This window comes from Clostridium cuniculi (assembly GCF_004353185.1).
Lineage (GTDB): Bacteria > Bacillota > Clostridia > Clostridiales > Clostridiaceae > Clostridium > Clostridium cuniculi.
In genome coordinates this window covers 1-866 of sequence record NZ_SMUS01000105.1, presented here as the reverse complement: position 1 = coordinate 866, position 866 = coordinate 1, and the positions used below count along the sequence as shown (strand labels likewise).

Annotated in this window: 1 protein-coding gene; it reads right to left on the bottom strand. The window is 31.2% G+C overall.

The genetic code is table 11. The features are described 5' to 3' along the window. Nucleotides 1-866, bottom strand: an 866-nt coding sequence (gene rfbB, locus EJJ37_RS19785; protein ID WP_133017132.1) for a dTDP-glucose 4,6-dehydratase, incomplete at both ends; no start/stop codon positions are given.

The window sequence follows — 866 nt, the reverse complement described above, 5'->3', positions numbered from 1 at the left end:
ATTCCGTATCTTCTATCGTGACCTTTTCTATCTTCAACATACTTAATTAAGTTTTCAGTAACTTCTTTATCAACATTTTCATTTAAGTAAGATATTACTGTCTTAACTATTGTTATGTTAGTTCTTTCATTATGTCCACCAACATTATAAACTTCACCGCTTCTACCGTTGTTTATAACCATATCGATAGCTTTAGCATGGTCTTCAACAAATAACCAATCTCTTATATTCATTCCATCACCGTATACTGGTAAATCTTTGTGAGCTAAGCAGTTATTTATTAATAATGGTATTAACTTTTCTGGGAATTGGAATGGTCCATAGTTATTTGAACATCTTGTTATGTTCATTGGCATTTTGTATGTATCATGGTATGCCTTAACCATTAAATCTGATCCTGCCTTACTTGAAGAGTATGGGCTATGAGGATCTAATGGAGTAGTTTCCATGAAGTATCCTGTTTCTCCTAATGAACCATATACTTCATCTGTTGAAACGTGTAAGAACTTAACTCCTTCTTTCCATGTTCCATCTTCATTTTCCCATGCTGCTTTAGCACAGTTTAATAAGTTAACTGTTCCCATAACATTTGTCTTAGCAAATACTTCTGGTTCTCTTATACTTCTATCAACATGAGATTCTGCTGCAAAGTGAGCAACGTAGTCTATTTCATATTTTTCAAATAAAGAATTAACTAATTCATTGTCACAAATATCTCCATGTACAAATATATGTCTTGGATCATCTTGAATTGACTTTAAGTTTTCTAAGTTTCCTGCATAAGTTAACTTATCTAAATTAATTATTCTTATATCTTCATATTTTTTTAACATGTATAATACAAAGTTTGAGCCTATAAATCCAGC